This window comes from Pseudoneobacillus rhizolycopersici, from assembly GCF_054786815.1.
In genome coordinates this window covers 1-238 of sequence record NZ_JBTOOE010000234.1, presented here as the reverse complement: position 1 = coordinate 238, position 238 = coordinate 1, and the positions used below count along the sequence as shown (strand labels likewise).

1 protein-coding gene is annotated in these 238 nt (G+C 60.1%); it reads right to left on the bottom strand.

Features of this window, described 5'->3' with window-relative positions; genetic code table 11:
- On the bottom strand, window positions 1-238 hold a 238-nt coding region (locus ACX9YW_RS23565), incomplete at both ends, for a GNAT family N-acetyltransferase (protein WP_460351233.1).

Here is a 238-nt window from a genome sequence, read left to right as displayed (position 1 = left end):
GCTATGCGTGGCACACCGTCAGAGACGACTACATCCTGACCGAGTATGAAGCGGTAGCCGCCGGCTATTTCCAGATGGTCGGGGTCCCAGACAATCAGCTGTCGGCAGGGAGGTTGCATCAGATCATACTCATCGATGTCGCAACTCTTCCCGGTGCCGCCGCCGGCGGCACGGAAAGCGATTTCACGCAGGCGCCCGATTTCGCGCATCGTGTTCGGAGCGGTATAGGCATCGACCA